This window comes from Ornithobacterium rhinotracheale DSM 15997 (assembly GCF_000265465.1).
Lineage (GTDB): Bacteria > Bacteroidota > Bacteroidia > Flavobacteriales > Weeksellaceae > Ornithobacterium > Ornithobacterium rhinotracheale.
In genome coordinates this window covers 83158-100420 of the sequence record NC_018016.1, presented here as the reverse complement: position 1 = coordinate 100420, position 17263 = coordinate 83158, and the positions used below count along the sequence as shown (strand labels likewise).

16 protein-coding genes are annotated in these 17263 nt (G+C 37.1%); 6 read left to right on the top strand and 10 right to left on the bottom strand.

Annotated elements, in window-relative coordinates; translation table 11 throughout:
- Positions 1-107: 107 nt before the first annotated feature.
- The 5 genes from ORNRH_RS00490 to ORNRH_RS00470 all read right to left on the bottom strand — a co-directional run bounded on the left by ORNRH_RS00490 (position 108) and on the right by ORNRH_RS00470 (position 3969).
- A complete protein-coding gene (locus ORNRH_RS00490) occupies positions 108-641 on the bottom strand; it encodes a threonine/serine exporter family protein (protein WP_014789958.1) in 534 nt (177 codons plus the stop codon).
- Entirely contained in the window at positions 628-1392 is a 765-nt protein-coding gene (locus tag ORNRH_RS00485) for a threonine/serine exporter family protein (protein ID WP_014789957.1), read from the bottom strand. Before ORNRH_RS00485 ends, ORNRH_RS00490 begins: the two co-directional genes overlap by 14 nt.
- A 100-nt stretch (positions 1393-1492) precedes the next feature.
- Entirely contained in the window at positions 1493-2098 is a 606-nt protein-coding gene (locus ORNRH_RS00480; protein ID WP_014789956.1) for a hypothetical protein, read from the bottom strand.
- Positions 2099-2100: 2 nt separating this feature from the next.
- On the bottom strand, positions 2101-2964 hold the full coding sequence (locus ORNRH_RS00475; protein WP_014789955.1) for a BadF/BadG/BcrA/BcrD ATPase family protein: 864 nt from the start codon (positions 2962-2964) through the stop codon (positions 2101-2103).
- Between the two features lie 78 nt (positions 2965-3042).
- On the bottom strand, positions 3043-3969 hold the full coding sequence (locus ORNRH_RS00470) for an ROK family protein (RefSeq protein WP_014789954.1): 927 nt from the start codon (positions 3967-3969) through the stop codon (positions 3043-3045).
- 237 nt (positions 3970-4206) lie between these two features.
- Here ORNRH_RS00470 and ORNRH_RS00465 point away from each other — a divergent pair, with 237 nt between their 5' ends.
- On the top strand, positions 4207-4641 hold the full coding sequence (locus tag ORNRH_RS00465) for a copper resistance protein NlpE (RefSeq protein ID WP_014789953.1): 435 nt from the start codon (positions 4207-4209) through the stop codon (positions 4639-4641).
- 80 nt (positions 4642-4721) lie between these two features.
- Here the strand turns inward: ORNRH_RS00465 and ORNRH_RS00460 are convergent, their stop codons facing one another.
- The 5 genes from ORNRH_RS00460 to ORNRH_RS00440 all read right to left on the bottom strand — a co-directional run bounded on the left by ORNRH_RS00460 (position 4722) and on the right by ORNRH_RS00440 (position 11583).
- Positions 4722-5345 carry a YceI family protein gene (locus ORNRH_RS00460; RefSeq protein WP_014789952.1) on the bottom strand — a complete coding sequence of 208 codons (624 nt, stop codon included), beginning with the start codon at positions 5343-5345 and terminating at the stop codon, positions 4722-4724.
- Between the two features lie 85 nt (positions 5346-5430).
- Positions 5431-7101 carry an asparagine synthase B gene (gene asnB, locus ORNRH_RS00455; protein WP_014789951.1) on the bottom strand — a complete coding sequence of 557 codons (1671 nt, stop codon included), beginning with the start codon at positions 7099-7101 and terminating at the stop codon, positions 5431-5433.
- A gap of 330 nt (positions 7102-7431) precedes the next feature.
- Positions 7432-10176 carry a pyruvate, phosphate dikinase gene (ppdK, locus tag ORNRH_RS00450; protein ID WP_014789950.1) on the bottom strand — a complete coding sequence of 915 codons (2745 nt, stop codon included), beginning with the start codon at positions 10174-10176 and terminating at the stop codon, positions 7432-7434.
- A 169-nt stretch (positions 10177-10345) separates the two neighbouring features.
- A complete protein-coding gene (locus ORNRH_RS00445) occupies positions 10346-10687 on the bottom strand; it encodes a cyclic-phosphate processing receiver domain-containing protein (protein WP_014789949.1) in 342 nt (113 codons plus the stop codon).
- Between the two features lie 26 nt (positions 10688-10713).
- Entirely contained in the window at positions 10714-11583 is an 870-nt protein-coding gene (locus tag ORNRH_RS00440; protein WP_014789948.1) for a tetratricopeptide repeat protein, read from the bottom strand.
- Between the two features lie 255 nt (positions 11584-11838).
- Here ORNRH_RS00440 and ORNRH_RS00435 point away from each other — a divergent pair, with 255 nt between their 5' ends.
- The 5 genes from ORNRH_RS00435 to coaBC all read left to right on the top strand — a co-directional run bounded on the left by ORNRH_RS00435 (position 11839) and on the right by coaBC (position 17262).
- Positions 11839-14058: an NADP-dependent isocitrate dehydrogenase gene (locus ORNRH_RS00435; protein ID WP_014789947.1), complete on the top strand. Its 2220-nt coding sequence runs from the start codon at positions 11839-11841 to the stop codon at positions 14056-14058.
- Positions 14059-14178: 120 nt separating this feature from the next.
- Entirely contained in the window at positions 14179-14769 is a 591-nt protein-coding gene (locus ORNRH_RS00430) for a sugar transferase (RefSeq protein ID WP_014789946.1), read from the top strand.
- A gap of 103 nt (positions 14770-14872) precedes the next feature.
- Positions 14873-15733, top strand: a complete 861-nt coding sequence (locus ORNRH_RS00425; RefSeq protein ID WP_014789945.1) for an outer membrane protein assembly factor BamD — start codon at positions 14873-14875, stop codon at positions 15731-15733.
- Positions 15734-15735: 2 nt separating this feature from the next.
- Positions 15736-16062, top strand: coding sequence for a DNA-directed RNA polymerase subunit omega (locus tag ORNRH_RS00420; RefSeq protein WP_014789944.1), 327 nt, complete (start codon positions 15736-15738; stop codon positions 16060-16062).
- Entirely contained in the window at positions 16063-17262 is a 1200-nt protein-coding gene (coaBC, locus tag ORNRH_RS00415) for a bifunctional phosphopantothenoylcysteine decarboxylase/phosphopantothenate--cysteine ligase CoaBC (protein WP_014789943.1), read from the top strand.
- Position 17263 lies beyond the last annotated feature (1 nt).

Sequence of the window (17263 nt, the reverse complement as noted above, 5' to 3'; positions counted from 1 at the left end):
TAATTGTAGCAAAAATAGTAAATTTCTGCGAGCTTTAATCCTAAAAAAATAATCGCTAAAATCTTTCAATCTTAGCGACTATTTTAAATATTCAATCATTAAAAAAATTATCTTTTCAGCACTTTTTCTTTAATTACTTTATTTAAATTCTTGTTTTTCACCGTTTTTGTATTAAACAATAACACTGGGGCTACAATTCCAAATGCTAGTGCCATCACAATAAATGTGGTGAGCAATCCGTTGCTAAAGGTTTCCATAAAGTCATGAGGCTGAATGTTTTGCTTATCCTCCTCGGTTACTAATTTAATTAAGCCCATCATAAATTGGTATCCAAATTTACCTGGAATCATATTGATTACGGCAGGAATTGTAAACACCACAGGTGGTGTATGCACCAAGTGCGCACAATACACGCCGAGCATTCCTACTGTAAATGCTCCTAAAAACGAGGTTACTACTAATTGATTAGGCATTAAAGTTTTAAGCAATACAAATTTGATTGTAAAACCTATTCCTCCCAAAATTGCGGTGGCAAACATGGCACGGCGTGGGGTGTTGAACAACATAGCAAATCCCACGGCTACCCACATTGCCCAGAATATTTTTTCTGATAAATCTATTAAAACATTAAAAACCTCCATTGTGAAAAAGTGTTAGTGATAAGAAATAACCTACTGCAATCATAAAAATCAAAATCATGGCATGCACATACTTGGCAAAACCAGAAATCAAGTGCCCTGAGAGCACATCAATCAATCCGTTGATGAGCGGAACTCCAGGGATCATCCAAAGCACACAAGTGGTGAATGCCGCACTCATAGGAACATTAAACATGTTGAAAATCCCCACGGTGGAAACCGACGCAAAGGCTCCTACAAACCAGCAAATATATACATTGAATTTACGTTCCAAAACCAACGAGCGAGCGTATAATCCTGCAAAAGTTGCTACAAATACGGCAATGAATTGCAGGTAATCTCCATCAAAAATTCTACACAATGCCGCACCTGCCAAGCTCACAAATGACCAAGTCATGTATTTAGGGTAGTGAGGTTTAGATTTAATTTCTTCTAATTGATGTTTTATTTGTTCTAAGTTCAAGCCCTCCTCTATCACATTCCAAGAAAGGATACTGATGTCCGAAACTGCGTTGAAATTAATCCCATGCGCAGGAATGCTGATAAATTCGCTGAATTTTTCTTTGGTTTTTAAATCTTGAACGGTGAGTACCACACCAGAATACGAGTGAAAAATCTGACAATCGTAATTGAAATGTGCTGCAATTCGCTTTACATTTCTTAGCGCTCGGTTGGTATTCGCACCACTTTTTATGAGCGTTGCACTTAAATCTGCAAACAACTCCGTGGCTGAAATCAAATCGGGTGATGCCATAAAATTTTATTTCATTGTTATTTAGAGCAGGCAAAAGTAAAAAAAATTATTCACCCAAGTAAACCATAAAATATGATATAATTTAGCTATATTGTTTTTATTACAATTTCCCATCGCCCACCAAGTCTGGCACACCAAAAATCAAGGGGATTAAAAGCACCTTGGTCTCGCCATTTTCCCCGAAACCAATCAGCCTTAACTGAGATTTTGCTACGCCACGCGTGTAATTAGGCAAAGTGATTTCCGCCTCATTGTTTCTTTTATAAAAAATATCTTTAGCCAAAATTGGTACATTATTTACAGATGCCAAAACTTTTGCTCCCTCGGGCAAGTATAATTGAAGGGCTTTTTTGCTCGCGTCGTAAGCAATGGGCATCATTTGCAAATCTTCTGATTTTTTCTCTGCGTTATACTGTTTTGTAGGAATCATGCGATTGGCAAAATTGATAGAAATTCCTAAATAGTCCATCGGGTCTTTTTGTTTTCCGTACATAATCAGCTCATAATCTGTGTACACGCGTAGCAAAATCCCATCTGGGACATGCGTTACACGATAAGCCGTTTCGCGCACATTGGGGAAATATTTTTCTAAACTTATAAAAGTGGAATCCTTGCCCAAAGGAACAATGTCGAACAACTTTTCATTTTTTTGCGCTTGCAAAAAAGCTAAATTAAATAAAATAACGAGTGTAAAAAGTTTTTTCATATCTATTTTTTCCTATGTTGAATATGATAAGCTACCAAATCATCTACGGGTTTTTGAATGATTTTCCCCAATTTTAAATAAAACTTATCGCACACGATTTCCAAAATTTTGCGGTGCGTATGAGCGATTGAACCAATGAAATTTAGCTTAAAATCATTTTTTTGCGCATAGGGCAAAATCTGATATTCCACAAATTCCGTTAGGCATTTTTCAATCAATTGCTGAATGTAGACTTCGTGGCTATGCTCATTGGCAAATTCATTAAGACTTGCCAAAAATGTATTTGGGTGTGCTGATTTATAAACTTTCATCAGCAATTCATCTTTGTTTAAATGATATTTTTGATAAAATTTCTCATCAAGATTTTTCGGCATTTTTTTAGAAAAATAATCACGAATTAAGTTTCTCCCGATGTGATTGCCCGAGCCTTCGTCGCCTAGAATAAAACCTAAAGATGGCGTCTCTTGCCAAATCTTTTCGCCATCGAAAAAACAAGCGTTGGAGCCCGTGCCCAAAATCGCAACCAAACATGGCTCTCTGCGATAAGCCGCCAAACATGCCGCCATTAAATCCGACTCAATACTGATTTCGGCATGAGGAAAATGTGCCAAAATCCCATTTTTTATTTCCTTTTTTAAAGATTCTGTTCGCACGCCCGCACCGTAAAAATAAATTTGAGTGATTTGATCCGAAAATATGCCTAATTCCGAATTTTGAGCAAGTGCTTTTTCTATTCCTTCCGATTGAATAAATAAAGGATTAAGTCCAATGCTCTGCGTCCTCAAAACGATTTGGCTTTCAGCGTTTAGCAAAATCCAATCAGACTTGGTTGAGCCACTTTCTACTATGGCGGTGATTTCGTTCATAAGCACAAAAATAGCGCATTACTTTTAGTTTTAAAAAATAATGCGCTACATTTAATTATTCAATATTAAGCTTTTTTCTTATGCCCAAACAAGTGCACTTGCTCCTAAAATTGCTGCATCGGCTTCGTCAAGCTCACTCACAACGAGTTTTACTTTGCCTCTAAATCCTGGCAATAAGTTGCGCTCCATGTGTAATCTAGCAGGTTTTAGCAAGAAATCCCCAGCTTTCACAACTCCACCGAAAAGCAAAATAGCTTCTGGAGATGAGAACATTACGAAGTTTGCCAATGCTTCTCCCAAACGCTGACCTGTATAGCGGAATACTTCAATTGCAACAGGGTCGCCTTTTTCGGCACAATCGTGCACAGTTTTAGCATTGATTTCGTCTTCTTTATATTGGTTTAGCATAGATTCTGGAAATTCTGCACGCATTTTCTTTGCAGTAATTGCGATACCTGTGCCCCAGTGTTTTCTACCGTTTGGTTTTACAATGGTGTGTCCCAATTCTCCCGCAAAACCATCGTGACCATAGATTAATTGTCCGCCACAAACGATTCCACTACCTACACCTGTACCTAATGTGATCATGATAAAATCTTTCATACCACGAGCCGCGCCATACATCATTTCTCCCATAGCTGCCGCGTTGGCATCATTGGTAATTCTACAAGGTGCGTCGAATTTTTCTTCCATAAGCGAAGCAAATGGAACAATTCCTTTCCAAGCAAGGTTGGTTGCGTTTTCGATAGTACCTTTAAAGTAATTAGCATTCGGTGCACCAACGCCTATTCCTGCAAAAACGCTGTCTTTTTTATGTTCTTGAATGATTGGGTAAATTTCATCATAAAGTGCTTGAATATAGTCTTCAATCACGGGATAATCTTTGGTTTTCAATGATCCTTTTACCAAAATTTCTCCTCTTTGGCTCACCAATCCGTATTTGGTATTTGTTCCTCCTATGTCTATTCCTAAAGCGAATTGCTTAGATAAATTTGTTAATGCCATAACCTAAATTTTAATTTAAAATTTTTTCTAAAGATAACCAATTTCTTTGAATAATGAATATTAAACTGAAATAAATCATTAATTTTATGCATTAATTACTTATCATTTTTCGCCCTAAATGTTTTAAAAATAAAGAAATATGCTTAAATTTAAGCCTCGAATGTTTAAGCTAATTATCGTTTAATTTGCTTTGGCGTTCAATTTGTTTTTGGGAATATTAAAAATTAAAATTTAATCATGAAAAAAATTATTTTATCTATGGCTGTTGCCTCTTTGGCTTTGAGTGCATGTCAAAAGAAAGATCAAAAAGTGGATGAAACGCAAGTGACTGAAAGTGTTGCTACTCCTGCTGTGAAAGATTACGCTGGCGAGTATGAAGGTGTAGAGCCTTGTGCAGATTGCGAGGGAATGAAGATTACTTTAACCTTAAATCCTGATAATACTTTTGTGCAAGAGACCGAGTATTTAGGAAAAGAAATTAATAACGAATTTACCGACAAAGGAACTTATACTTGGAACAGCGATGGAACCATCGTGACGCTTACGCCAGAAAATGCGCCAGACCAAATTAGCCATTTTAAAGTGGAAGAAGGAAAATTGATTCAGCTTAATGCGGATCAAAAAGTGATTGAGGGAGACTTGGCAGATAAGTATATTTTAAACAAAAAATAATTATAGCTTGATTTTTTTATAACGAGAAAAGCCACCGCAGTTGCGGTGGCTTTTACTTTTTTTTAAGAATTGCTTTTCAACTATAACTCTGTGATAACTTCGATGCTCACATCTGTCCAAGTTTTGTCTTGGTGAAGGAGTTTGCACTCGTTGTGTAATAAATCAAATCCTTTTTGAATATCGAAATCTTTCAACACATCGATGGTTCCAGTGATTACAATTTTATTATAATAAAATGTGTATTTAAAATCTTTGGTAATTTCATGGTCGTTTAGTTTTAAAGTAACTGGTACCACGCTGTTGTTGAATTGCCCAAAGCTACCTTCGATCTCTGGCGAAGTCATACTTCCGAAAAACAATGTGCGTAACAAATTATCTCTTGAATTGTCTCCCGTGTTTACAGACAAGCTATTGATTTTAAATTTAGCTCCGCTCAAAACATCTTCTTTGATGGCAGCTGTTTTATAATCTGTTAATTCATATTCTGTAAAAGTTCCCTCTACGCCTACTTTTTCTGGTGTTTTGTATGCAGTCCAAGTAAGCTTGGTTGTTTCAGGATGATAGGTGTATTCTCCTTCTGAAACAGAATCGCTAGGAGCCGCTGTGATTTCTGGTGCTTCGGGAGAAATTGGCACAGCTTCTTGTTTCTTGCTACAAGAAAAAGCCAATAAACTTGCTAGTGATAAAGTAAGTATTTTCTTCATGGTATAAATTTTTCGGTAAAGATAAAACTTTTGATGAAATTATAAATATTTTAATAATTAATTTCAATTTTTATACAGAAAAACACTATTTCACATAAGCATCTGCATGCACTTTTGCTACGGCTCTACCGCTTGGGTCGTTTAAGTTTTGGAAGGATTTATCCCATTTCAGAGCTGTAGGCGTGCTACATGCAACCGATGGCACAGATGGCACAGTGAGTGCTGCTGCATCTGATGGGAAATGCTCTTCAAAAATGCTACGATAGTAATACTCCTCCTTGCTAGTAGGCGTTTGCACTGGGAAGCGGTGATGTGCATTTTTCAACTCCTCGTCTGAAACTTTGGCGTTTACCAATTCTTTTAATTTATCGATCCAAGAGTAGCCCACTCCATCGGAAAATTGCTCTTTTTGTCTCCATACTACCTCAGCTGGTAAATAATCCTCAAAGGCTTTGCGCAAAATCCATTTTTCCATTTTTTCTGGCGTAATCATTTTATCTTCTGGATTAATACGCATAGCAACATCCAAAAATTCTTTGTCCAAAAAAGGCACTCGTCCTTCGATTCCCCATGCCATCAAAGATTTATTGGCACGCAAACAATCGTATTTATACAAGTTTTCTAATTTGCGCACGCTTTCTTCGTGAAACTCTCTGGCGTTTGGTGCTTTGTGGAAATATAAATAGCCACCAAAAATTTCGTCTGAACCTTCGCCCGAAAGCACCATTTTGATTCCCATAGACTTAATCACTCTTGCCATAAGATACATCGGAGTAGAGGCACGAACGGTGGTAATGTCATAAGTTTCGAGATAATAAATCACATCGCGCACAGCGTCTAAACCTTCCTGAATCGTGAATTTGATTTCGTGATGAATTGTCCCGATGTGGTCGGCAACTTTGCGAGCCGCAGCCAAATCTGGAGAACCTTCTAATCCTACGGCAAATGAGTGCAATTGCGGGTACCATGCTTGTTCTTTGTCATCAGACTCAATGCGTTTAGCCGCAAATTTTTTAGCCAATGCTGAAATAATCGAAGAATCTAATCCGCCTGAAAGCAATACGCCATAAGGCACATCAGACATTAATTGGCGGTGCACTGCATCTTCCAAAGATTTTTTCAATAACTCAATATCGGACTTGTTATGCTCCACTGCCGAATATTTTTCCCAATCGCGAGAATACCATTTTTGCAGTTTTTTCTCTTTGCTGTGGTAGTAATGCCCTGGCAAAAACACCTTGATTGAGTTGCAATGCCCCTCTAGTGCCTTTAATTCCGAAGCTACATAAAAAGTTCCTTGCTTGTCAAATCCCATGTACAGTGGCACAATTCCCATATGGTCGCGCGCTACCATAAACTCCTGTGTTTGTGTATCATAAATTGCAAAAGCAAACATTCCGTTTAGTTCATCGATTCCCGCAGCACCTTTGTCTGCAAATAGTGGCAGAATCACCTCGCAATCCGACTGGGTTTGAAATTGATACGAATCTTTGTAGCGTTCACGGATTTCTCTGTGGTTGTAGATTTCACCATTTACGGCAAGCACATATCTGCCATCTGCACTGATTAGGGGTTGCTTGCCCGAAGTAGGATCTACAATCGCCAAACGCTCATGCGCCATGATGGCGTGTTTGTCGCTATAAATTCCACTCCAATCTGGACCACGATGACGAAGTTTTTTAGCCATTTTTAATACTTGAGGTCTTAGTTCCTCGGTGCTTTGTTTAATATCAAAAGCACATACAATTCCACACATATTTTCTATTTTTTAATTATTATTTTTACTAAACAAAAAAAGCTCCTTATCGCACGAGGCAGGATAAGGAGCTTTGTAATTTTTAAACAATAGACAACCTTTTCCTACCTATGGGTAAGAATTATTATTAAAGTTGTTATTATTTAAAAGATTCTTCTTCATAATTTTATTATCACTACAAATGTAATTAAATATTTATTAAAACAAAAAATATTTTTTAAAAAATTTAATGTTGTAAAAATTACAAAAACTTATTTTTTAAACATGAAAAAAACTCCCCTAACTATTTAGAAAGGAGAGCTTTAGTGATTACAAATGAAAATTTAAATTTTATTTATTTTTTTGCTCTAAATAAGCTTGTGCTGCTGCTAATCTTGCGATTGGTACACGATAAGGCGAACAGCTCACATAGTTCAACCCGATGGATTGACAGAATTTTACGCTGTCTGGGTCTCCACCATGTTCTCCACAAATACCTACTTTTAATTTTGGTTTGGTCTGTCTACCTTTTTCGGTTGCAGTTTTGATCAATTGCCCTACACCTTCAGTATCAATTGTTTGGAATGGGTCTTCTGGTAAGATTTTTTGATCTAAATATTTAGGCAAGAAAGAGCCGATGTCATCTCTACTGAATCCGAACGACATTTGAGTTAAGTCATTGGTTCCGAAGCTAAAGAAGTCTGCCACTTGTGCCATTTTATCTGCAAGCAATGCAGCTCTTGGGATTTCGATCATGGTACCGAATAGGCATTCTACTTTGTCTACTCCGTATTTTTCTGCTACTTCTTTGTTTACTCTATCAAAGATTGCTTTCTGGTTTTCAAGCTCTTTGTAAGTACAAGTTACAGGAATCATAATTTCTGGATGAGCTTCGCCTCCATCGTTAATGATTTCTTGTGCTGCTTCGAAAATCGCACGCATTTGCATTTCGGTAACTTCTGGATAGCTGATTCCTAAACGCACCCCTCTGTGTCCAAGCATTGGGTTGTTTTCTTTTAACCCTAAAATACGGCGTTCTAGGTCTGCCATGCTCACATTCAGCTCTTTGCTAAGTGCTTCTAGTTTCTTCTCGTCGTGTGGAACGAATTCGTGCAATGGCGGGTCTAACAAGCGAATAGTTACCGCTTTACCTTCCATTACTTCTAGAGTTTTCTTGATGTCTGATTTTACGAAAACAGATAATTCGTCTAATGCTTTTTTGCGATCTTCCTGAGTTTCGCTCATGATCATTTTACGAAGCAAGAACAATGGTTTTTCGCTACCTTCGCCATAGAACATGTGCTCTGTACGGAATAATCCAATACCTTCGGCTCCAAATAACATGGCTTGTTTTGCATCTTTTGGAGTATCTGCATTGGTGCGAACGCCCATTGATTTGTTTTCGTCTACCAGTTTCATTAAAATAGAATAGGCTTTATTATCGTTTAAGTCTATATCTTTTAATTTTAACTCCCCTTGGTACACGAGACCTTTGGTTCCATTTAAGCTGATAATCTCTCCTTCTTTTACTTTGTTTCCGTTTTTATCTACAAAGTATTTTTCTTTTTCTAGGATTTCGATGTCTCCACAACCTACGATACAACATTTACCCCAACCTCTGGCAACAAGTGCAGCGTGAGAAGTCATACCTCCTTTAGAGGTTAAGATGGCTTCTGCTTTGTGCATTCCGTCTACATCTTCTGGAGAAGTTTCCTCTCTCACAAGGATTACTTTTTCACCTTTTGCAGCCCATGCAACGGCATCGTCTGAAGTGAATACTACACGACCTACGGCTCCTCCAGGACCTGCTGGCAAACCTTTAGCGATTGGCTTGTGTGTTTTTTCTTCTTCTGGATCTATCATAGGAAGAAGCAACTCTACTAATTGGTTTGGTTTTACACGCATAATCGCTGTTTGAGCATCGATTAAGCCTTCTTCGTACATATCGGTTGCCATTTTCACAGCAGCTACACCGTTTCTTTTACCTACACGACATTGCAACATATAGAGTTTTCCGTTTTCGATGGTGAACTCGATGTCTTGCATGTCTTTGTAGTGCTTTTCTAAACGGCTTTGGATTTCGTCTAATTCTTTGTACTGCTCTGGCATGAAAGATTCCAAAGTTTCCAAATCTTTACTTTGGTCGTTTTTAGAAGTTTCGTTGATAGGCGATGGAGTTCTAATACCAGCTACCACATCTTCTCCTTGAGCGTTTACCAAATATTCGCCATAGAAGTGATTATCTCCATTACCAGGGTTTCTTGTGAAGGCTACACCAGTACAGCTACCTTCTCCCATGTTACCGAATACCATGGTTTGAACATTCACAGCAGTACCCCAATCATCTGGAATACGCTCGATACGGCGGTATTCTTTAGCTCTTTTTCCATTCCAGCTTTGGAACACGGCTCCTACACCACCCATCAATTGATCCATTGGATTTTCTGGGAATTCAAGTCCGTGGTGTTTTTTGATTAACTCTTTGTAAAGCTTAGCTAATTCTTTTAATTGAGGAACTGTAAGCTCTGTATCGTTTTTGTAGTTGTTTTCTTTTTTTACTTTTTCAAGCTCTTCATCCATTAATTTACGGATTCCGACACCTTCAGCTGGCTCAAGACCACCTGCTTTTTCCATTACTACGTCGGCATACATCATAATTAAACGACGGTATGCATCGTAAGCGAAACGCTCATCTCCTGACGCATCGATTAGCCCTTGAATATTGTCTAAGCTCAATCCGATGTTAAGCACTGTATCCATCATACCAGGCATTGATTGTCTTGCACCTGAACGCACTGATAATAATAATGGATTTTCTTTTGCGCCGAATTTTTTTCCAGTTAGCTCTTCAACTTTTTTTAGAGCATCTAAAATTTGCTGTTCAAGCTCTGCTGGATATTTTTTGTCGTTATCATAATAATAGGTACATACCTCTGTGGTGATTGTGAAACCTGGAGGAACAGGTAATTTTAAATTAGGATTTCCTGCCATTTCGGCTAAATTCGCACCTTTCCCTCCAAGGAGGTTCTTCATTGATTCGTTTCCGTCGGCTTTACCTCCACCGAAAGAATACACATATTTTTCTTTATTAGACATAATTTTTAAATATTTTCCAGTAAAATTAAGAAAACATTTAATTCGTCCTATGTTTTTTTACAATGAAATAAATCATATTTTTAAAAATAATCGAATTTTAATAGTGTTCATTTTACAATTACCTTTAAAAATTGAATTATCTTCAAAAAATACTTTGTTTTTAATTTTTTTAACTTTTGTTCAAAAACTGAATATAGTTGTTTAATAAGCTTTCTATTTGCTTTTTAGCAACGGGATTGGCAGAGTGTACTTTAAATTTCAATTCTTTTAAATCTAAACCCGATTCATAAACAAGCCATTTAGTGGCAGTATACCCATCTGGCGCGAGAGTTCCATCTGGATTTAAGCCTAAATCATTATCAAAACTGATAAAGCTGGGCAAGCCTTTTTCAATAATAACTTGCTTGAAATCCTCAAAATTACGAACGATTATAAAGTCATCATTACTAAGTGAAGGATACACCGTAGACACCTCACGAATGTCATCTAAAAACAATTTATAAATTCCCATCAAAACTCAAGGCAGTGGTCGTTAAATTATTCAACTTGCATTATTTTATCCATGTTACTGTCTACTTTTTTAAAATAGGATTCGAGATTATCTTGCACCAAGTCGTTTTTTGCTTTGTAATTTAATGCTATCTTTTTCCAATGATTATAACTCTCTTGATCTTTATTTTTAAGAAAAGCAAAGGAAATATCTGCGGCTAATTGTTGTTTTAAGATATCTCGTTTAGAAGTGCATTTTTCGATCATTGTGTTGTACATTTCTACCGCCTTAGTGGTCTCAAAATTTCTGGCTTCTGCCCTGCCCAAAACCGACATCGCAAAACAATCATTGGGATAGGAAGCATAATATTGTTTAGCACAAGGGAGTGCCTCGCTATACTTTTTTAAGTTTAAATAAATAAGGGCTAAATACCCCTGCACTATTTTATAGTTAGGATCTTGCGCTTCTACTTTTTTGAAAAAAGAAAGTGCCTTTTCATACATTCCATTTCGGTAATAGCTTCGCCCCCAGTAGTACTGCCCTCGAATTTCGTGAGCACCCATTCTTTGATAAGTTTCGAGCCACTTGGGTGTTTTGGGCAAGCCAAGCTCTACCAGTACTTCATCGGGAATTAAATACACATTAGTCAGCCCATTTACATTAAAAATAGCCTCTTTTTTAGTTTCCTTTTTTAGCGTAAATTTACCATCTTCCCCCTTTTTAGCTCCCCCTACATGGTTCAAAACAAGACCTCTGTCTATGTCCATATATAAGAACCCAATGATGGAAATATCGTCTCCCTTAGAATAAGCCACCCAGCGATTCTCACACTGATTACTTGGTTTTATATCCCAATTGTTTTGGGCAAAAGAATTTAACGCCAATAAAGATAATGATAGAAATATGTATTTTCTCATGTGTTATATAATAAGCTGAGGGTAAATTTACAATAAAAATGCTTTAAATTCAGATTTTTAAGCCCTGAAAAATATGATTTTTGGCATATTTAATTCTGAATCTTGAAACTTTTTGTATGATTTTTAGTTCCTTTTAATTTATTAAAAACCATTGGTGGATTCATGTGTTTAAAGGCTATTTTTAGATTGTTTTTCTTTCAAATTAAAAATAAAAAAAGTAAATTTGTAGAAATCATATTATAAAAACAATTAATAATGGCTCAAAAATCTTATATTCATTACACACTTACCGATGAGGCTCCAATGCTAGCTACGCATTCTTTTTTACCAATGGTAAAAGCACTTACTTCCCTTGCCGACATCGAAATTAAATTGGCTAATATTTCCCTAGCACATCGTATCCTTGCGAATTTTCCAGATTATTTAGAAGATGAGCAGCGCGTGGACGATGCTTTGACTCAGCTGGGAGATTTGGCAAAACGCCCAGAGGCAAATATCATTAAACTACCAAATATCTCTGCTTCTGTAAAGCAATTAGAAGATGCCATAGCAGAGCTTCAGTCGCATGGCTATAATGTGCCGAATTATCCGCTTGAGCCAAAAAATGATGAAGAAAAAGACATCAAAAAACGCTATGCTGTGGTACTTGGCTCGGCAGTGAATCCTGTTTTAAGAGAAGGAAACTCAGACCGTAGAGCTCCTAAAGCAGTGAAAAATTATGCCAAAGCGCATCCGCATCGTATGGGGGCTTGGACCAAGGATTCCAAAACGCGCGTGGCTCATATGGAATACGGCGATTTCTACGATACCGAAAAATCCGTTACCATAGAAAAAGATAATCAATTTAGAATTGTATTTAAAGCCGAAAATGGTGAAGTAACTACGCTAAAAGGCACAAGTCCACTACTCGCTGGCGAAGTGATTGACTGTGCCGTAATGCGCATGAAGGATTTGAAAGAATTTGCACAAAAAAGCATCGAAGAAGCAAAAAAAGAAAACATTTTACTTTCAGCTCACTTAAAAGCTACGATGATGAAAGTTTCCGATCCAATTATTTTTGGTGCCATTGTCGAGACTTATTTCAAAAAAGTGTATAAAAAATACGCCGATGTTTTTAAATCTTTAGACATTACGCCAAACGCTGGACTGCAATCACTTTTAGATAAAATCAAAGGAAACGAAAAAGAAAACGAGATTTTAAACGATATTAAAGATACTTTAAACGAAAATGCTAAAGTGGCAATGGTAAATTCCGACAAAGGAATTACTAACTTCCATGTGCCTTCTGATGTGATTATCGACGCATCGATGGCTGCAATGATTCGTGGCGGAGGAAAAATGTGGAATCTTGCGGGCAAAGAGGAAGATACTTTGGCAATGATTCCAGATCGTGCGTATGCTAAATTTTACCAAGCCGCCATTGATGAAAACAAAGCCAATGGTGCACTTGATCCTACTCAAATCGGAACGGTTTCTAATGTGGGTTTAATGGCTAAAAAAGCGGAAGAATATGGCTCGCACGACAAAACTTTCCAAGCAGAAGGAAAAGGTGTGATTCAGATTTTGGACAAAGACGAAAATGTTTTGCTAGAGCAAAATGTTGAAAAAGGAGATATTTTCCGTGCTTGCCAAACCAAAGATGAACCTATCAAAGATTGGGTGAAATTAGCCGTAACGCGTGCAAGACTTTCGGACACGCCTGTGATTTTTTGGCTAGATAAGCAACGCGCACACGACCGCGAAATCATTAAAAAAGTGGAAAAATATCTACCACTTCACAACACAACAGGGCTTGATATTTCTATCATGGATGTAGACGAGGCTATGAAGAAAACTCTTGCAAGAATGCGCGAAGGCAAAGACACCATTTCGGCATCTGGAAATGTGTTGAGAGATTACATTACAGACCTGTTCCCTATCCTTGAATTAGGAACTTCGGCAAAAATGCTTTCTATCGTTCCGCTCATGAACGGAGGAGGCTTGTTTGAAACAGGAGCAGGAGGTTCTGCACCAAAACACATTCAGCAATTTTTGGACGAAGGTTATTTGCGATGGGATTCTCTAGGCGAATTTTTGGCACTTGGTGCATCGCTCGAGCATGTGTTCCATACAACTAAAAATGAGCGTGCCAAAGTCCTTGCCGACACGCTAGATGTTGCCGTGGCAAAATATCTTGAAAACGATAAATCTCCCGCAAGAAAATTAGGACAAATCGATAATCGCGGTTCGCATTACTATTTTGTGTCTTACTGGGCAGAAGCTCTAGCTAACCAAACTGATGATGCTGAATTGTCTCAAAAATTAGCTCCAATTGCACAAGAATTGAAAGCTAACGAAGCAAAAATCAATGAAGAATTAACGGCTTCTCATGGGCATCCACAAGACATTGGAGGCTACTACGATCCATCTGAAGTAAAGACTACGCGTGCCATGCGTCCGTCGGCTACATTAAATGAAATCATCGGGAAAATTTAATTTTTAATACATTTTTTTTCATTACCTAAAAAAAGCTACTCTTTTCTATTTTTTAAGAGTAGCTTTCTTTTAATTATCTTAGCTCAAATTCCTATATTTGTATAAATTCTAAAACGCTTAATGCCCTTATCCAAAAAAATATTTGATTATGTTTTCGCTATAATTTTGCTGATTATACTTGCAATTCCCATGCTTTTAATTTGGATAATTGCCAGCATTGATACGCAACAAAACGGAATTTTCACACAAAAACGAGTCGGGCAAAATGCCAAACTTTTCACCATTTATAAATTTAGGAGCTTAAAGGGGACTTACACCAATAGCGTAACCACCGAAAAATCTCATAAAATCACCCATTTTGGGCGTTTTTTAATCAAAACTAAATTAGACGAAACTCCGCAATTAATCAACATTTTAAACGGCACGATGAGTTTCGTGGGACCACGCCCCGATGTGCAAGGCTATGCCGATGTGCTCAAAGGAGAGGACAGAATCATTCTGAAAGTAAAACCAGGCATTACAGGACCCGCACAATTGGCTTATAAAAACGAAAATGAGATTTTAAACCAAGTATCAGACCCGATTAAATATAATGATGAGGTTTTGTGGTCAGACAAAGTGAAAATCAATAAAAAATATGTCAAAAATTGGAATTTTAAAAATGATATACTTTATTTATTAAAAACCATTGGATTCCCTTGCTCGATTTAATTTTGGGGGCTTTAATCATTTCTGAGTTAAATATTTACTAAATTAAATCAGGAAATAGAAAGCCAATGTTGATATATATTAATAATTTATTTATTTTTGCAGAATGATTAAGAAGACCCTAATTGCAGCGGCCATCACTTTAGCATTCGTTTCTTGTAACAGAAGTTTTGAAAAAGCGATGAAAAGTAATGATGCTCAGTTTGTTTTAAAAACGGCAGACGAGCTTTACGCTAAAAAGAAATGGCGCTACGCAACCGATTTATATACCAAGATTGCCCCAGACTATGTGGGAACCAAAGAGGCTGAACATATTTATTTAAATTCGGCTTATGCCAACTTCTACGATGGTAATGAAACTTTGGCGGCAAAACAATTTGAGAATTTCTTTGTGCAATATCGAAGAAGTCCTAAAGCTGAGGAGGCTCTATATATGTCGGCTTATAGTTATTACAAAGGTTCGCCAGCCTATAATCTAGACCAGAAAAATACTTACGAAGCTATGAAAGCGCTTCAGAATTTCATAGACACTTATCCTACTTCTTCTAGAGTAAAGGAAGCAAATGAGCTAATTAACGAACTTAGAAGAAAACTAGAAAAAAAAGCTTTCAACATTGCTAAAGATTACTACAGAACGCTTAAATACAAAGCAGCTGCGGTGAATTTTGGAAACTTTATCGATGATTTTCCAGATTCAAAATACCGAGAAGAAGCTTACATTTATTTATTACGCTCAAAGGCTGAACTCGCGATTCAGAGTGTTTTGTCTAAAAAAGAAAACCGCTTGAAGGAAGCCCGCACGGCTTATAGACTTCTTAAAAGAAACTACCCTAATAGCCAATATCTAGACGAAGCAGAGAAATGGCTGAAAAAAATTGAGGAAGAAGAAGTTGAAACCATCAAGGAACTTAAAAGAATTGAAGAATATAACAAGAATAGAAAAAAACTAATAGAGAACACCAAATAATTATGAACTATAAAAATATCAACGCGGAACAGTCTACTATCACTTATGATAGAAATAAAATTCAAGAACCAACAGGAAACATCTACGAAGCTATCGTAATTATGGGAAAACGCGCTGAACAAATCAACAGCGAAATCAAAACAGAATTACATGAAAAGCTAGATGAGTTTGCCGCAAATACAGATTCTCTAGAAGAAGTATTTGAAAACAGAGAGCAAATTGAGGTTTCTAAGTTTTACGAAAGATTGCCAAAACCTACCGCTATCGCAGTAAGAGAATGGCTAGATGGTGATGTATATTTCAGAAAACCAGAAGAGAAAAAAGACTAAATGTCTTCTTTAAAAGATAAAAAAATCATAGTAGGTGTCACAGGTGGAATTGCGGCATACAAAATTCCATCGCTTGTGAGATTGCTAATCAAAAAAGGTGCGGAGGTGCGTGTAATTACAACGCCTGCCGCACTTAGCTTTGTTAGCAAGCTCAGCCTTCATGTGGTTTCTACTCAGCCTGTACTGAGTGAATTTTCAGATGCCAACGGCGAGTGGAACAATCATGTAAAATTAGGCTTGTGGGCAGATGCAATGCTTATAGCTCCACTCACAGCCAATACGCTAGCTGCTATGGCACATGGCAATTGCAATAACCTCTTGCTTGCCACTTATCTCTCGGCTAAATGCCCCGTTTTTGTAGCTCCAGCAATGGATTTGGATATGTATAAACATCCTACTACGCAAGAGAATTTAGCCAAAATAAAATCTCATGGTGTTTCGGTGATTCCAGCCACTTCTGGAGAATTAGCAAGTGGATTGCACGGCGAAGGGCGCATGGAGGAACCAGAAAATATGGCATCATTTCTAGAAGATTATTTTTCAGAAAATCAAATATTTAAAAATAAAAAAATATTAATCACCGCAGGACCTACCTACGAAAACATAGACCCTGTGCGATTTATCGGAAATTATTCTTCGGGTAAAATGGGGTATCACATTGCTGAAGAAGCAGCGAAAATGGGTGCAGAAGTTTGCTTAATCTCGGGACCTACAGCACTCAAGGCAGAGCACCCCAATATTACTTTACATAAAGTAACATCTGCCATAGAGATGAAAAATAAAGTAGATGAATTGGCTGAAAAACAAGATGTTTTGATTATGGCAGCAGCCGTGGCAGATTACCGAGTAAAAGACATTGCCGAGAATAAAATCAAGAAAAAAGACGAAAACTTACACATTGAATTGATTAAAAATCCTGATATTTTAAAATCTCTAGGAGAAACAAAAAAAGAAAATCAATTTCTGGTAGGTTTTGCATTGGAAACACAAAATGCGATTGAAAACGCGACACAAAAACTCAATCATAAAAAAGCCGATATGATTGTGCTTAACACGCTTGAAGACAAAGGAGCTGGTTTCCAAACTAATACGAATAAAGTAAGCTTTATTACAAAAAATAATGCTCCAATTTCTTTTGATTTAAAATCAAAAAAAGAGGTGGCAAAAGATATTTTGAATTATATTGCTCAAAACATTTAAT